Here is a 16109-nt window from a genome sequence, read left to right as displayed (position 1 = left end):
CAACTGTCATCACCCGGAGTCAGCGGAGCTTTACGTTACTGACTGCTCCGCGCAGCCAGCTCTTCGTCACGCAAATGACGACGGAGAATCTTACCCACATTGGTCGTGGGCAGCTCATCTCTGAATTCAACCAATTTTGGTACTTTATAACCAGTCAGGTTCTGACGAAAGAAGTGAATCACTTCTTCTTTGGTCAACCCCGGGTTACTGGACACCACAAACACCTTGATCGCCTCACCGGAACGTTTATCGGGAACACCGATCACGGCACATTGAGTAACATCAGGATGGGCGGAGAGTACTTCTTCCAGTTCGTTCGGGTAAACGTTGAAACCGGAAATACAGATCATGTCCTTTTTACGGTCCACAATGGTGACATAACCTTCCTCATCGATTCGGGCGATATCTCCGGTCCGCAGCCAGCCGTCCAGCATGGCTTCTTCAGTGGCCCGCTCACTCTGCCAGTACCCCTTCATCACTTGGGGACCTTTTATGCAGAGTTCACCCACCTCACCAATGGGCAGGTCATTATCGTCACTATCAACCACTTTTAATTCACAGGACGGCACGGGAAGACCAATGGTACCCAGTTTGATCTTACCCAGCGGGTTAATCGTTACGACCGGCGAAGTTTCCGTCATACCATAACCTTCACAGATACGGCTGCCTGTCAGGTTCTCCCATCGCTCCGCCGTATCCAGTTGCAGTGCCATCCCCCCGGAAATGGTGTTTTTCAGATAGGAGAAATCAAGGCGACGGAAGGCTTCCTGATTCATCAGACCAACAAACAGGGTATTCAGGCCAATAAACATGCTGAAGGGCTTACCGGTCAGATCCTTAATAAAGGATTTCATATCCCGTGGGTTGGTAATGAGCATATTGTGCTCACCCAGCAAAATAGCAACCATGCAATGTACGGTAAAAGCAAAAATATGATAAAGCGGCAGTGGCGCAATAATCAGCTCCTCACCTTCCCGAAGGTTACCCCCAACAAGCGCTTTTACCTGGAACATATTGCTGAGAATGTTTCGGTGAGTCAGCATGGCACCTTTCGCGACACCCGTTGTACCACCGGTATATTGCAAAATGGCAACATCGTCATTCTCCCTGCGAACATCCGCGCAATGGTGAAGAGCTCCTCGACTGAGAACCGTAGTAAACGATACGGCTGATGGCAGCGAATAATCAGGCACCATCTTCTTGACGTGTTTAACGACAAGATTTACCAGTGTGCGCTTGAATGTCGGCAGCATATCACCGACCTGAGTCACCACAACATGCTTGATCGCGGTTTTGGGAATAACCTTCTCAGCCATATTGGCCATGTTGGCCATGTTGGCCAGCACAACGAGTGCCTTGGCGCCGGAATCACGAAACTGATGCTCCATCTCACGCTCGGTATAGAGCGGATTGGTGTTCACAACAATCAACCCAGCACGCAATGCACCAAAAACCGCCACAGGAAACTGCATGACGTTGGGCAACATAATCGCTATGCGATCGCCAGGACGCAAATCGGTGTGATTCTGCAGATAGCTGCAGAAATGGCCGCTGAGCTCATAAAGACGAGAATAACTCAGCTCATGCCCCATGTTGCTGAATGCTGGCTTACTGGCAAACTTGCGGGTACTGTATTCCAGTACATCAATAATCGAGCGATACTGCCCAACATCAATCGTTGCAGGAATGCCTTCCGGGTACTTGTCTTTCCAGAAACCGGTGGTCATGGGGTAAGCCTCCCGCATCCATGATGAAGCTGTATAGAATAAAAACTGGCTCGCAAACTGTTCAACCTGTCTTGCAAACTAAGGATCTTGCCGAACGTCGCAGCAGATAGTCTTGAACGGCATAACACCGCAGTGGTGTTGCCGCACTGGTCTGAACCAATAACGTTGAGCCTTATAGCCTCAGATAGCATCATGGTTAACAGAAGACAGAATGCTGCTTTTTATCGCATTGAAAAATTTTTTGAGATTATCAGTTTTCCTCTGTTCCTGATAGACGACTTACGGAAAATACCTTCATAACAAAATACATCAGAGTGACTTTAAGGACAGCCATATGCCGTACCCAAAACCTGTATTTTTCCTGGAAAACCACATAGATAAACACAGCATCCCCGTATACCACTGGAAGCCAGTAGAAGCAGCAAAAGCCATCATACACATCAGTCATGGTATGGCAGAACACGGAGCCCGCTATCACGAGCTGGCCGAACAGCTTACAGCACAGGGTTATATTGTCTATTCCCATGACCACCGTGGACACGGAGCAACAATAAACGATTCAGAAAACGGTTCGACTCAAGGACATTTTGCAGACCAGGGCGGATGGAACAGTGTTGTTCTGGATCTGAAAATGGTTGCTGATCATATCCATGCCCAACACGCTTCGCTGCCCTGCTTTCTCATGGGCCATAGCATGGGAAGCTATATACTCCAAAGCTATCTGAGCAGATATAACCCAACGATATCCGGTGCCATTCTTTCAGGATCAAACTATGTTGCAAAGCCATTGCTGATACTGGGAAGTTTAGTGGCCAAAATTGAAACCCTACGTCAGGGACGCATGGGATACAGCCCTATCATCCACCAACTGACGTTTGCTGGTTACAACAATAATTTTAAGCCCAATACGACAGAGTTTGACTGGTTAAGCCGCAACCCTGAATCGGTGAATCGATACGTTACAGACCCTCTTTGCGGTTTTCGCTGCAGCAACCAGCTCTGGTATGACCTTTTTGGTGGTCTGCAGGAAATATGTTCTGAAAACAGGTTGAAGAAGATTAGTGGCCAGCTGCCAGTATTGATTTTGGGGGGAGACCAAGATCCCGTCAGTGCACCAAATGGCTTAGAGAGACTGCATAAGGCATTTATCCGTTCTGGCCATAGCAACACAACATTAATGCTATACCCGGATGCAAGGCACGAATTATTTCATGAAACAAACAGTCCGGAAGTTATTGATCAACTTTGCACCTGGCTTAAGAAACATTCTTAAAGCAATATAAAACCGCACAATCACCAAAATATAAATGGTCATTGTGCATTTCCCCTATCCCAGTAGTTAACTCTACCGCTGTTTTCGAAAAGCGCTCAACGGTTAAGAATTCATTAAGGTTCACTGTGCATAATGGCATCACCAACAGGGACAGAGTGAATTGAAAACAATTGAGCAATCGATGTTTATTAAACATCACTGTTTTAACTTCCACTCTGAACAACCCGGATAATCAATTAACTTTCTGTTCGCTAACAGTATTCGAATCAGCACAGATTTATCTTCAAGGTAGTAAAGAATGTTAAAGCATATCGCATCTGCAGCCATCGCCGCTTCTGTATTAATGAGTTCTTCAGCCGTTATGGCGAATGACTGGTTTGTGGGTGCAACCGTCGGTAGCGCCAATCATGGGTTCAAAGCAGATGAAGATGGTGATAAGCCAAAATTCAAAGATACATACACTGGCCTGAGAGCAGGGACATTCATTAATGACAATATCCGTGTGTATGCAAACTTGGGACAGGTGAAAGGAACTGATAAAGAAAGCATCGGTCCGGTTAGCCTGACTGGCAAGATCAAAAATCAGGAATTGAGCGTCTCTGCAGATTATGTAGACAACCTTCTGCAACTTGAAAACACCAAATACTTTGTTGGTGGTACGCTTGGCTACAATCGTATGAAGCTGGACCTTGATATCGAAGAAGGAAACGACAAGCTGAGTGCATCAGGTAAAGACAATGCGGCATTATATGGTGTGCAATTTGGTCTGATTCAGGAATTCACACCAAGCATTTCTGCAGAGCTGGGCTACCGCTACTCACGCATGAACAATAAGGTCAATCTGAACAATCCTGATTTTGATGAGCCAGTTGAGTTCAAACAGAAAGATCAGAAGCTGGCATATATTAACGTCTCTTACCGTTTCTAAATTTTTAAACAGGCATAAGTACTATAATCAGCAACATGTCAGATTTATCCGGCATGTTGCTTTTTTATTAACTCACCCACTGGCAGCATCAATGAAAAAAGTGGGTGCTCTCTCTGAATGATTGAAACAATAGTGCTCTATTTTCACAGCTACTATGGGAACACCACTCATAATAGTTAACTGTCATGCCCGCTTCTGTTATTTCCAGCTCTACCAAAAGCATCGTTTTGCAAATTGAAGTTTCTATAGATTCAGGCAACATGCTGAATCTTGAAGATAGTTTACAGCGTGCACTCAATGAAGCCGGGCAGCTTGGAACAAAAGAGTTATTGGGGCTATTTGAATCACCCAATAAAGAACCTATCGTCGTTAATCAGCAGAAGTGGAACTACAAAGGAAAGGTTCTTAAGCACTATGAAACCTTATACGGTCGTATACCTTTGGAGCGCTCCGTATATCAGGGTGTCAGAGGTGGCAGTACTCTGGCAGCACTTGATCTTCGTGCCGGTATTATTGGTTCAGCTACCCCCAAATTTGCCAAGTCTATCGCCTGGAAATACAGCCAGATGCCAGCGCCTGCGGTAAAAGAAGATTTTGAGACCAACCATCAAAGGACGCTTTCAAATTCTTATATCAAGCATTTATCGGACAGAGTAGGTGCATTAATTGAAGACCAGCAAGACACTCACTACCACCTTCCTCCACTAAAAGAGCCTGTTGAAACAATAGCCATTGGTCTGGATGGAACCTGCATGCTGCTTTGTGAAGAAGGCTGGAGGGAAGCCATGTGTGGGACATTGAGCCTATATTCTGCAGATGGAGACAGGCTCCACACGATATATACAGCCAGTTCGCCAGAGTATGGTAAACAAAGCTTTATGAGCAAGCTCGACGAGGAGATTGCAGATCTAAAACGACTCTACCCAAATGCCACATACATCGGGGTAGCTGACGGGGCTAGAGAAAACTGGAGTTATTTGAAACAACATACCTCTGGGCAGATACTCGATTTTTATCATGCATCTGAATATTTAGCTGGAGCAGCGGAAGCACTGTTTCCAACCAGTAAGGCGAAGCGACACCAGTGGCTTGAAGACAGGCTACATAGTTTGAAAAACAAGCGTGGAGCAGCCAAAAAAATCCTTCAGGAAATTGAATCAGCCGAGCTCCCGAAAAAGACAATCGCACTGACAGAGAAGCGCTACAAAGCTGTGAGCTATTTTACAAACAATCACCAGTTAATGAATTATCATCAGGCGCTTAAACGCCATTGGCCAATAGGTTCAGGAGTTACTGAAGCGGCTTGTAAGACTCTGGTAAAGCAACGATTATGTGGTTCTGGAATGAGGTGGAAAGCAACAGGAGCGGAAGTGCTTTTGACAACAAGAGCACTGATCCAGAGTAAGGGGCGCTGGGAACAACTTTGGTCTGAGTTCATGACTGGAAAGGTTGAAGCTAACCTATGAGTCAGTTATCAAATTGAGAGAGCACCCAAAAAAGTCACCTGTTTTCTTCTATTCTTCGCATTTCTGTCCGGTTGTTCTCAAATGACCACCACCACCCGCCAGACGGAGAGTGGAAAAGAGATAGCCATCGGTCAGTTCGCACCTAAGCCCGAATCAGAATGTACAATGGTTCATAATGAAGAGCTGACCCAAAGTTTGCTTCAGCGTTATACCGATGAAGGAGCTCTATTGGGATTCTATGCCGACTCAGAAAAAACACTCGCGATTGCTGAAGCCAAATCCGCTAATTATGTCCATATTTATCTCCCCCCAAAAAAGATGCTGTTTGGTATTGTTGACCTGAATTACAACGACAAACCAAGAGCCACTTACTATCAGTGCAAACACATTCCTTTCCAGTAAGGGAGGAAGAAATCAATGAACGTTCTTCTGGTAGAAGACGAAGCGCTTTTACTCCACCACCTGAGTTACCAGCTCGAAGAGGCGGGACATAAAACCCTTGAAGCTTCCGATGGGAAAAAGGGGTGGGCATTTTTTCAAAACTATACACCTGATATTGCTATCATTGATCTTGGACTACCTGACTTTGATGGGCTTGAGTTAATCAGAAAGGCTCGACATGAAGGCATTGCCACCCCCATCCTGGTTTTAACCGCCAGAGACAACTGGCGCGATAAGGTAAACAGCTTGAACGCAGGTGCGGATGACTACCTTGTCAAACCCTTCGAGCTTGAAGAACTCAAGGCCCGCCTGAATGCACTCCTGCGCCGCAGCGTTGGATATGCACAGCCAGCCATGAGTTGCGGCCCCTTTACCCTGGATAGCATCACAGGGAAATTTACCATTAACGATGAGCCGGTTGTTCTTACCAGTTATGAAAGCACCGTAATGGAATCATTTCTGAGAAACTACAGTAAGGTTCTTTCCCGCTCACTGCTTGAAGATCAATTATACGGCAGCAATCATAGCCCAGACAGCAATGTGCTTGAGGTATTGATCAACCGTCTGCGGAAAAAACTGAAAAAACACAGTGGGCTTAACCCTATTGCTACTGTACGTGGTCGTGGTTACCGGTTTGAGTTGCCGTGCAGCTGATACGCTCTCTTAAAGGCAGGGTAACGGCGGCAGTTGCTATTGTCCTCACCCTGACGTTCAGTCTGGTACTTATCTCTGTACTGAGTTCATTCAATGACACCGTCGAGCAGGCAGCCCGTGAGCAGATGGCATCCAATGCCAACACCATGCTTGCTGCTGCTGCCAAAGAGGAAAATGGGGCTCTTGTTATGCCTGATACTCTGGCGGACCGACGCTTTAATACGCCAGGGGAAAGTACGCTTCGCGGTTATATATTTGATGCCACTGGAAAACTGATCTGGCAATCCATTTCGACAGATAATAAACCCATCGTTTATACACCCAATTTTGATCTCGAGCAGCGGGTCACGTTGAGTGTTCTTGAGCTGGAAGGAAAGTCTTTTCTGGCGTACGAGGTGGACGCATTATTAAACAGACACTCCCCCGGTTACAGTTTTGTCACCATTGTGCCCGCAAAACGCTATCTGGATATTATCAATGTCTTTATCAATAACCTGTACATATCCATCAGTCTTATCTCCATCCTGATATTGGGATTTTTCTGGCTGGCTCTCTGGTGGACCCTGAAACCTTTTAGGCAGGTATCCAGACAACTGAATGAAATTGAGTCAGGTCAGCGGAGCTATCTTGAAGGTTCCTTTCCCAGTGAAGTACAGCGATTAACCGACAGCATCAATACTCTATTGAATTCCGAGCAGAAACAGAGGGAAAAATACCGCACCACCATGGATGACCTGACTCACAGTCTGAAAACGCCCCTCGTGGTACTGCAAAGCTTCAGCAACACACTCAAGATTCAAAGTGAAACACCAGATAAAGGCGTAATTCTTGACTTGTGCAGTAACCTCAATACCCAGATAAACAAGATGAATCAAATCATTGGTTATCATTTGCACAAATCAATTACTGGTCAGCACGGCCTGACCCGCCAGATCATTTCTGTTCAACCAATCATTGAAGATCTTCGGGACACACTGAATAAAGTGTATCTCGAAAAGCAGGTCTCCATGAGGATTGAGCTTGACCCCTCCTGCCTTTTTCACGGTGATGAAGGGGACTTTCTGGAGATGATGGGCAACTTACTGGAAAATGCATTCAAGTTCTGCGAGCGAGAGGTGTTACTGACAGGGTTTATCCAGGCAGAAAACCGAAAGCAGGCCAGCGAACTTATTCTTATCATCGAAGATGATGGTCCAGGCATAGCTGCAGATGAACGGGACCTGGTTTTCCAAAGAGGTGCAAGGGCTGACTGCCAGAAGCCCGGGCAGGGCATTGGACTGGCTATTGTCCGGGATCTGGTAGAAGGCTATCAGGGCAGCATCACAATTGAAACATCCGACCTTGGAGGGGCCAGAGTTGTCATTAGCCTGCCCTGTTAACCCAAAGTTCAAAACGATGAACCAGGCTGCTTCAAAAACTCGAGTTCTTCTGCCGTGGAAGCCCGGCCAAGAATGTCATTTCGATGAGGGTAGCGACCAAACCGATCGATAATCTCTTTATGCTTTTGTTCCCAATGCAGGTCTAAACCATATTGCTTACGCAACCTGACAGCCTCTCCATGAACAATTCTGGACTCACTGTGCATATAAGGCATTAAGATCAGGTTTTGCTGAAACTCACCCAGATGATCCAGTGATCCAGCCCTGACAGCTTCCTGAGCCAGCACCAGAGCAATACCATCATAAGCAAAAGACTCAGGCGAATCACGAAACATGTTCCTACTGAACTGGTCAAGAATGATCAATTCAGCCACACGACCCTCCGGAGTCGCACGCCAGTGAAACAGCTCACCAGCAACAGCCATAGTGTGTAGATCACCAAAACGTTCAACAATCTGCTGATCCAACGCAGGGCTTTTTTCATACCACTGCGCAGGCTTCAACTCTTTAAACCAGAAGTCCAGAACAGCCTGAGGTTCTTTCATCATTCGCTCCTCCCCCTTTAAATACATACTTAGCGTTAACGCAATTGATGGTAAAATCAAGCGGTAACAAACAGTCATATTGGCTCTCCCAATAATGTAATGAAGTTCGCAGGCAACATAACCTCTCAGTGTCTGGCTGTTAACTATGCTGGAAAGCCGCCGATTTCTGCAATATGGATGGATCTTCAGGAGTTGGCGGCCCTGGGCAGAGTCACTATATTTCCACTCTCGGCTCCTCTAGTGCCTCAAACAGCAAACAAACCACAGCACAAACCCGGGGTTTGAGAGCTACCCCTGAGAAAGCGCCTCCCCAAAAAGGACTTCATGAGCGCTCAATAGTACCAAAAGAGCCAACCTCCTATCTTGGCTGGCTAACAACCCCAGCCAAAGAGGTTGCCCGAGCTGCAGCTTTATTTTCTTACGACCTTGCCAACACCACCTACCAAACCCTCACCGAGGGCTGGTCATCCATTGGCCAGGGGGTATCCGAAGTTTCAAAATTTGGTCTTGGAACACTTGGTCTGGCCGCCTCTTTGGCCCAGGCAGGACTTGCCGCTGCTGGAGAGCTGGCAGATACAAAGGGTATGGCCATAGCCGACAGCAGAGTTGATATGGTTGGCTGGGCTCTTGCCAAAGCTGGAATTAAAACGGTTGGAGTACCAAAGTCAGAATTGCGCCAGCTCGGCATGTCACTGGCCAGGCTCCATGTTGGCCTACAACAGGATATTCATATTACGCAGGGAAAGCTCGAGTTAACCTCCAACGGTGATAGCTCAGGAGGACTGAAATGGGCCAGAAGCTATACTCCAAATGACCATACCCATCGCCCCCTTCATACTCAACCCATTGAAACGTCAACGCAAAAGGTAACTATTCAGCACCCAGCAAAGGCGTATTGTTGTAATTTCGAACCGCTTTAAGAAGCGCCTGAAATATGTTCAACCCCTGCTTTTTAGCAGATGATAAATAGCTTCGGATTCGGGTAAACATGGTACCTCCGTCTTCGCTTCTGAAGCAGCCTGAGATCTTCTGCTTAAGTTTGGCCATCCTGGCATCACGTTCACTGCCATTGTTATCGAAGGGAATTGAAAAGTCCGACATGAAGCGCAACGTTTCAACCTTAAACTCAATAAGCCTTTTGAACAGGTTGTAGGCCTTGGTATTCCTGACCTTCTTACGTCCAAGCACCTGTCGTTGTTTTTCCATATAAGCGGTTTCCTTCGTGAGAGCCCTTTGAAGGATTTGGTCGTATATCGTCTCAATGCGAAGCTGTATTGCACCAGGCATTTGAGTCAGACCGGCTGCTTTGTATTTCTTGCAGAAGTGCCAGGAGAGCGTAAGCAATTTCATCAGCCGCAGAGCCAGCTTATTCGCATCCCTATCGACAACTCCCTGAAGCTCTCTCAGATGATGGGCATTACAAAGCACATGCACTGCCGCATAGGCAAAGTAGGACTTCCAATGATCGTGAACCAGAATGCCTGCAAAAGTCAGCAGGATGCCCATTGCATCCATTGCTTCACAACCTCGCCTTTCTGAGAGGTAGTAAAGCGTCCATTGGTCATCTCGCATAATGTGTAACCACCACAGTGAACCGTCAACCCGCATGCCAGTTTCATCCGCTCCTGCAACCGGACTTTCTTGTAAAGCATCGCGGATACTCTGCTCAGTAGAGGCCAGGTTCTCATGGGTATAGGCAACAAAATTGGCAACAGAGCCTGCGCTGACACTCATGCAATAAATAGTATTGAAATACTCAGACACCCGGTGATATGGGATGAAGTGATACTGGTTTAAATGAACAGCCATTGCCTGAGTCACTTCTCCGTATTGAGCAGCGGCTTTCACTCCTTGGGGAAACTCAGCGGTGTTCCGTTTACCACAAGGACATACTTTAACGTCTGCCCAGTACGCGGTAACTTCAAATTCTCCGGGTCTACCTGGATCAAAAACCTGTCGCTCAATGTATTTGGTGGGTTTAATATCGATAAGCGAAGACTGGCAACAGCAACATTTTTCAACCTTCAGATGCCTGACATAATCGGGTAAGGCGACACGTCTCAAACAAGAGCCTTGATGACCTTTCTGGCCACCTGGTTTATTGCCTGAAGATGGTCTAAGGCTTTTGGGGTTCGGTGTTTCCTGTGAGGAGCAGGGGGCTTCTTTGGAAGATGTATCACCTTTATCACTCCCTTTTTTACTGGGCTTTTGATAACCATCTGACGATGGTGGCTTACTACTGTTTTGACTGTTTTTATTAACCCTTTCTTCCAGTTCGCTGCAACGTTCCCGTAAAAGCGCATTCTCGGTCCGAAGCTCTTCATTCTCTTTAAGGAGAGCTTCGGTAAACGGAGTAGCTGGGAAGTCTGGTTCCATACTGGAGATTTGTTAGAAAAATTGAGTATAAGATGATGGTCGAAAAATCAGAAAATTCCAGATTTATATGAAGGGTGCTGAATAGTTACCGCAAAAGAAACCAGATGGTGATAACCCTGTCGTCAGGATCAGCAATATTCATCTCGAAGGGATACAGCCTGCTACAGTAAACACGCAGGGCGTTGATGCCAGTGGGAACCCCATGGAAAGACTGACAATTAGGGCCGATAAGCTGGCTTTTGAAGTTGAGTATTCATCACCTGACACCATGAGAGAAAACCAATCCTCCCCCGTCACGCTTTCTATTGAGATTAACCAACCGGAACTCGTTGGAGAAAGTAACTTACTGTCCCTGGTTGCGATGTCCATCAATCGATATTGCTCAGAAATCAGGTATCACCTTCCAGGTGCCATTACACAGAAAAGTGATGATACGTTACCAAAGCCTTCTCTCTGGGGCCAGGAAGAAACTGGCGCTCAACTCACATCGCAGACTGCACATATTAAGGTTAGAAATATTAAAAACCTTGCTCCTGACTACTCAGATTACATTCCTGAAGTCACAAACCTTTCACTTATTGATTTAAGAGCGGGGTTACATCAAGGTCTAATAGGGGGGCAAACATCTAAGCCCCATATCTTTTTCGAAAACCTTGAGTTCAGTGGCAACAATGCAGGCCCATTCCATATACGAACAGGGCAGATGAAACTGGATGAAGACATGAGTGGCTCGCTTGATATTATGGTTCAAACTCCTTTTTCCAAACTCGAGGAGTTTATGCAACATCTTCCCGATACAGCCAGAGCTCTAGCAAAGAAAAAAATCACTGGGAATGAAGCAGGTAATAACCAGCTGGGCATTTTGATTCATCTGGACATTATTCATGGTGATATTGACTTAAACACTCTTACTGCACTGGGGGTGAGTGAAAAGAAATTACCTATGCTGCAGAAACAAATTGAGAAAGCCGCGCTTCGAACATTAAGATCTGAACACACAAGGTTCCGAGACTTACCGTCAGGCAACAAAGAATTCAAACTCGATTCCCTTGCCATTTCGGGCAAAGCTCCTGAGTTTCTCAAAAAGAAACTTCATGGTGCAGCGACAAAGAAAACATCCAGCTATTACGATGTTGGTGACAAACCCTATATTAAAACAGGCAAAAAAAGCAGAGGAATGATTTCTCTGCCCGAACTATTACAACTGGAGATAAGTTCAGGTTTCAAGCCTACGAAACCATCCTGAACAATAGCCCTGCCAACTTCTGATTCAGTAACTTCAGCCAAAGTGTTAACCTTTTCATAAAGATGCAAACTGTGGTCAAAAAAACCATTACGGTAGTTCACCTGTACCCCACAATAGGTACGATAATCATTCCCGGTGAAAATATACTACCACTAACCGTAAACCAGACCACTCTGAAAAACGGTTACTCATACCTCAACAATGCAATAGAGCCATACCTTATGCGCAAGCTGGAAAACATCCCATTCGAAGAGTTAACCATTGGCACCAAGGCCAGTCTGACACGCACATTGACAGAAGAAGACCTTCTGCTATTTGCCAAAGTATCCGGCGATACCAATCCCGTTCATCTGGATGAGGAGTTTGCCGCAACGACCCAGTTTGAAGGTCGCATTGCCCACGGCATGTGGACCGCTTCAATTATCTCATGTGCCCTAGCAACAAAACTGCCAGGACCCGGTGGTATCTACCTGGGCCAAGAGCTAAAATTCATGCGTCCTGTCAAAGTCGGTGATACGGTAACCGTTGAGCTGGAGATTCTGGAAATCAACGAACAGCGAAAACGTGCGACAGTCTCAACGAATGTTGTAAACCAGCACGGCAAAGCCGTAGTGAAAGGCAAGGCAGAAATCATGCCTTCGTCTGGTAAAGTCGTTGTTGATGAATATCCTCTGCCTGAAGTGGTATTAAAGCCAGCCGACTGAACGACAGTTCTTGCCTGACTGCGCCTCTGCTGTCAGGCTTCACTACAATAATAGACCGGCACTCGCTCTACCCGTCAGTAGCCGTGCCCATAAGTGGAGAACAACAGGCAGTTATGACAATCACCTCTTTTCACCCTCCAAAGTGTACCCTGATGGGCCCTGGCCCCTCTGATGTTCACCCAAGAATTACCGAAGCCCTGGCTCGACCAACCATTGGGCATCTTGACCCTGAGTTCATTCGAATGATGGATGAATTGAAATCATTGATTCAATATGCCTTCAAGACCAGTAACCGGCTGACACTGCCCATTTCTGCTCCAGGTTCAGCAGGGATGGAAGCCTGTTTTGCCAACCTGGTGGAAGAAGGCGACAAGGTCATCGTTTGCATAAACGGTGTCTTTGGCGGTCGGATGAAAGAAAATGTCATACGCATGGGTGGCACCGCCATTACCGTTGAATCAGACTGGGGGCGTGCAGTAGACCCGAAAGCTGTTGAAGAAACACTGAACGCTCACCCAGATACAAAAATTCTGGCCTTTGTTCATGCCGAGACTTCAACCGGTGCACGCTCCGATGCAAAAACATTGTGTGAATTGGCAAGAAAACATAACTGCCTGACGATTGTCGACACCGTAACCTCTCTGGCCGGCTCTGAGCTGGAAGTTGATGAGTGGGGAGTCGATGCCGTTTACTCCGGCTCCCAGAAGTGCCTGTCCTGTGTTCCCGGTTTGTCACCGGTCAGCTTCAGCGAAGCAGCTATTGAGAAAATTCAGGCCAGAAAAACGCCTGTTCGCAGCTGGTTTCTCGATATGAACCTGATCATGGGCTACTGGGGGGGCGATGGAAAAAGAGCCTACCATCATACGGCACCCGTCAATCAATTATACGCCCTGCACGAGTCTCTCTGCCTCCTGCAGGAAGAAAGACTGGAAAACAGCTGGAAGCGGCATCAGCTACATCATCAGGCGCTGGTTGCTGGACTCGCAGCCATGGGACTGGAAATGCTGGTTCCTGAAGAGGAGCGACTCGCCCAACTGAATGCCGTGATAATACCAGAAGGTGTTGATGACCTTGCGGTTCGCCAGCAATTATTGGCGGAATATAACCTGGAGATTGGTGCGGGTCTCGGTGCATTTGCTGGAAAAGTCTGGCGGATTGGCTTGATGGGGTATGCCGCGAATCAAACCAATGTGTTGAACTGCCTCTCTGCACTGGAGTCTGCACTGCTGAGACAAGGCCATACGTTCACACCAGGTGAAGCGGTAAAAGCAGCCATTTCCATTTACCAATAACAACAAAGGCCCAAAGGGGTTACCCTTTGGGCCTTTGACAAGACAAAACCTTAACGCCCTCTCTATTGCACCAGTTCATCTACATACTGGTCACGAACTTCCTGCTTAACCACCTTCTGCATGGCATTTTTTGGCAGTGGCTGTTCAGCAAAAACAACGTGTGTCGGTACTTTGAATTTAGCCAGTGATGTCGCAACATAATCCTGAAGTTCAGCATCAGACAACTCTTCTCCTGGCTGCAGATGAATCGCAACGGCCAGTTCTTCACCCCACCGGTCGTGAGGGACACCAAAAGCAGCACTCTCGACAACAGCCGGATGCTCATTAATCAACGCTTCTACTTCAACACAGTAGATGTTTTCCCCCCCACGAATCACCATATCCTTCATACGATCGCAGACATAGAGCAAGCCTTTCTCGTCCTTATAACCCACATCTCCGGAACGATACCAGCCATCCTTTAACACCTTGGCAGTTTCTTCCTCCTTGCCCCAGTAACCGTCAATCATGGCAGGGCTTTTGATGCAGATTTCACCCACCTCTCCAATCGCCAGCTCTTTTCCATCGTCACCAATCACTTTGATTTCTGAAATGGGATAGGGAAGACCAACACTGTTTCTGTTTTCCAGATACATAGGCCCCATATTGATGGAGGCATAGAGATTACATTCGGTCATTCCATAGCCAGTCCCAAGAAAATTAAGAGGGAACTGGGTCAGAATCTCTTTCAAAAGTGCTTCAGGCTGGGCAGCACCAACACCGGTAAGGTTCAGAATACTCTCAGTGTCGAACTGGTCAAATTCAGGGTGTTCAAGAAAATCCCAGATCATTTTTGCGGCACCAGAAAATGTGGATATTTTTTCACGCTCCACCAGTTCCAATGCTTTTCGTGCATCCCACTTTGATTGGATAACCACTTTCGTTCCCTGTCGCAAAGCAGAGAGCACCACGGTATGCAAACCGCTGCCATGGAATAATGGCAGCGCCAGCAGGACAGCAGGTGCATGGCCCCGCTTCATCGCGGCCTGGACAGACTCCGGGTGCTGTGTAGCCATGGTCATACCCGCAACAGAGCCACAGGTAATAGCCTGACCAATAGACCAGTGAGAAGAGAGTGCCCCCTTTGGCCTGCCTGTCGTGCCTGAGGTATACAGAATAAAAGCAGGGTCTTTGCCATCAATGCCAACGTCTGGCATTTCAATTGTGGGACCACTGACCAGAGACTGCCATGTGGTTACACGGTCATTCTGTGAAGTTGCTTCATCATCAACCACAATGGCCCGAACATTCATCTGAGCCAAGTCAGCAACAATATGGTTCAATCGCCGGGCATCGGCAAAAACCACCTTTGCTCCAGAATCCTCAATGCCATATTCCAGTTCATCCCGCCCTCCCCAGCTGTTAAGCGGAACAGCAATCGCGCCAGCAGACGTAATCCCCATAAAAGCAAGGATCCACTCAGGCAGATTACGCATGGCAATAGCGACACGGTCACCCTTTTTAATATCAAACTGATCAATCAGCTGTGACGCCACCTTACTGGCCAGAGAGTAAGCTTCCTTAAAGGTATAGCGCTTGTCCTCATAAACAAGAAATGGCTGATCACCAAAAGCCAGGCTTTCCCGGTAAATCTGTGGCAGCGTGGTTGGTGCATTTTTATAGGAACGGTAGGTGATGCCCTGAATAGTCGTCTCTTCAAGTTCAAACTGCGCGCCGGGACGAGTTAAACCCGCAAATACGGTCTTTACCGCATCAATAGCATTGGACATATTTTTTTATCCTTATTATTAAGAGCATGGTGAAAGCTGACTTAATTTCACTCATCCTCTGGCCCCTACTAACCAGCTACAGATGCCGACCAAAATGGCGGTATTCTGCAGACACACAAAAGAGGCACAAGCCGGTGCAAGAAATAACTTTTTTTATCATCGCCAAACTGGCAGCGGGAACAATGACAAAAACAGGCCAATCTACACTGGCAATTTTTTAAATCTCAGGTAATTTGACCAGAGAACAAAAAAACCAATGTCGTATATTGTAGTAAAACGGCCACTCCCCCATCAACCGATGTCACAAAA

At 46.9% G+C, this 16109-nt stretch carries 14 protein-coding genes; 10 read left to right on the top strand and 4 right to left on the bottom strand.

From position 1 onward, the window contains the following. Positions 1–35 precede the first annotated feature (35 nt). On the bottom strand, positions 36–1727 hold the full coding sequence (locus ACOCLE_RS01715; protein ID WP_419535252.1) for an AMP-binding protein: 1692 nt from the start codon (positions 1725–1727) through the stop codon (positions 36–38). Between the two features lie 334 nt (positions 1728–2061). Between ACOCLE_RS01715 and ACOCLE_RS01710 the strand changes: the two genes are divergently transcribed. The 6 genes from ACOCLE_RS01710 (at position 2062) to ACOCLE_RS01685 (ending at position 7868) form a co-directional block, all read left to right on the top strand. Further along, positions 2062–3000 (top strand): alpha/beta hydrolase, encoded by a 939-nt coding sequence (locus ACOCLE_RS01710; protein ID WP_419535251.1) that lies wholly within the window; start codon positions 2062–2064, stop codon positions 2998–3000. A gap of 298 nt (positions 3001–3298) precedes the next feature. Further along, on the top strand, positions 3299–3928 hold the full coding sequence (locus ACOCLE_RS01705; protein WP_419535250.1) for an outer membrane beta-barrel protein: 630 nt from the start codon (positions 3299–3301) through the stop codon (positions 3926–3928). Positions 3929–4113: 185 nt separating this feature from the next. Continuing rightward, positions 4114–5394, top strand: a complete 1281-nt coding sequence (locus tag ACOCLE_RS01700; protein WP_419532972.1) for an ISKra4 family transposase — start codon at positions 4114–4116, stop codon at positions 5392–5394. 81 nt (positions 5395–5475) lie between these two features. Continuing rightward, on the top strand, positions 5476–5796 hold the full coding sequence (locus ACOCLE_RS01695; protein ID WP_419535249.1) for a hypothetical protein: 321 nt from the start codon (positions 5476–5478) through the stop codon (positions 5794–5796). Positions 5797–5811: 15 nt separating this feature from the next. Further along, on the top strand, positions 5812–6489 hold the full coding sequence (locus tag ACOCLE_RS01690) for a response regulator (RefSeq protein WP_020581354.1): 678 nt from the start codon (positions 5812–5814) through the stop codon (positions 6487–6489). Further along, positions 6480–7868, top strand: a complete 1389-nt coding sequence (locus ACOCLE_RS01685) for an ATP-binding protein (RefSeq protein WP_419535248.1) — start codon at positions 6480–6482, stop codon at positions 7866–7868. Before ACOCLE_RS01690 ends, ACOCLE_RS01685 begins: the two co-directional genes overlap by 10 nt. An 8-nt stretch (positions 7869–7876) precedes the next feature. Here the strand turns inward: ACOCLE_RS01685 and ACOCLE_RS01680 are convergent, their stop codons facing one another. Next, positions 7877–8416: a DUF924 family protein gene (locus ACOCLE_RS01680; RefSeq protein WP_419535247.1), complete on the bottom strand. Its 540-nt coding sequence runs from the start codon at positions 8414–8416 to the stop codon at positions 7877–7879. A 170-nt stretch (positions 8417–8586) separates the two neighbouring features. Here ACOCLE_RS01680 and ACOCLE_RS01675 point away from each other — a divergent pair, with 170 nt between their 5' ends. Continuing rightward, positions 8587–9333, top strand: coding sequence for a hypothetical protein (locus ACOCLE_RS01675; protein ID WP_419535246.1), 747 nt, complete (start codon positions 8587–8589; stop codon positions 9331–9333). Here the strand turns inward: ACOCLE_RS01675 and tnpC are convergent. After that, positions 9284–10789 (bottom strand): IS66 family transposase, encoded by a 1506-nt coding sequence (tnpC, locus tag ACOCLE_RS01670; RefSeq protein WP_419532963.1) that lies wholly within the window; start codon positions 10787–10789, stop codon positions 9284–9286. The genes ACOCLE_RS01675 and tnpC overlap by 50 nt on opposite strands. 202 nt (positions 10790–10991) lie before the next feature. Here tnpC and ACOCLE_RS01665 point away from each other — a divergent pair, with 202 nt between their 5' ends. The 3 genes from ACOCLE_RS01665 (at position 10992) to ACOCLE_RS01655 (ending at position 14031) form a co-directional block, all read left to right on the top strand. Further along, entirely contained in the window at positions 10992–12035 is a 1044-nt protein-coding gene (locus ACOCLE_RS01665; RefSeq protein ID WP_419535245.1) for a hypothetical protein, read from the top strand. Positions 12036–12256: 221 nt separating this feature from the next. Further along, positions 12257–12739: a MaoC family dehydratase gene (locus ACOCLE_RS01660; protein ID WP_026258081.1), complete on the top strand. Its 483-nt coding sequence runs from the start codon at positions 12257–12259 to the stop codon at positions 12737–12739. Positions 12740–12852: 113 nt separating this feature from the next. Then, on the top strand, positions 12853–14031 hold the full coding sequence (locus ACOCLE_RS01655) for a pyridoxal-phosphate-dependent aminotransferase family protein (RefSeq protein ID WP_419535244.1): 1179 nt from the start codon (positions 12853–12855) through the stop codon (positions 14029–14031). Between the two features lie 62 nt (positions 14032–14093). On the opposite strand, the gene ACOCLE_RS01650 is transcribed toward ACOCLE_RS01655, so the two are convergent. Continuing rightward, entirely contained in the window at positions 14094–15800 is a 1707-nt protein-coding gene (locus ACOCLE_RS01650; protein ID WP_419535243.1) for a class I adenylate-forming enzyme family protein, read from the bottom strand. Positions 15801–16109: the final 309 nt, after the last annotated feature.

Origin of the sequence: Endozoicomonas sp. (genome assembly GCF_965196975.1) — a bacterium.
Taxonomy (GTDB): domain Bacteria; phylum Pseudomonadota; class Gammaproteobacteria; order Pseudomonadales; family Endozoicomonadaceae; genus Endozoicomonas.
The sequence above is the reverse complement of the archived record's forward strand: the minus strand, read 5'-3'. Positions and strand labels throughout refer to the sequence as shown.